This window comes from Chromobacterium alticapitis, assembly GCF_002924365.1.
Classification (GTDB): Bacteria; Pseudomonadota; Gammaproteobacteria; order Burkholderiales; family Chromobacteriaceae; genus Chromobacterium; species Chromobacterium alticapitis.
This window is the reverse complement of record NZ_PQWB01000110.1, coordinates 1-327: the sequence shown is the minus strand read 5'-3', so window position 1 is coordinate 327 and position 327 is coordinate 1. Positions and strand designations below refer to the sequence as shown.

At 63.6% G+C, this 327-nt stretch carries 1 protein-coding gene; it reads right to left on the bottom strand.

Annotated features, from left to right (window positions below; genetic code table 11):
* On the bottom strand, positions 1–327 hold a 327-nt coding region (locus tag C2I19_RS17875; protein ID WP_103904001.1), incomplete at both ends, for a helix-turn-helix domain-containing protein.

The following is a 327-nucleotide window of genomic DNA, read 5'->3' as shown; positions in this document are numbered from 1 at the left end:
CTCGTTTGTAGGTGAGCCCGGCGCCTTTCAGCGCCTTGGACAGGGTTTCCAAGGTACAGGGCAAGGGGACGCCATGCTCGGCTTCGACACGCAGGGCAATCTTGGCCAGGGTCATGGACTCTTCCCGGGCGGCTGCGACCGCACTGGCAATCATCTCGGGGGACAAAGCTGGGCTGCGTCCCCCGTTGTGACCGATCAAGAGCCCGCACAGGCCGGCCTCACGCCAGGCCTTGGACCAGTTGTAGAGGGACTGATGGCTGACGCCGATCTCGGTGGCAATTTCTTTGGGCTTGAGTCCGCGCGCTAGGTACAGCATGCCGGTGGCAC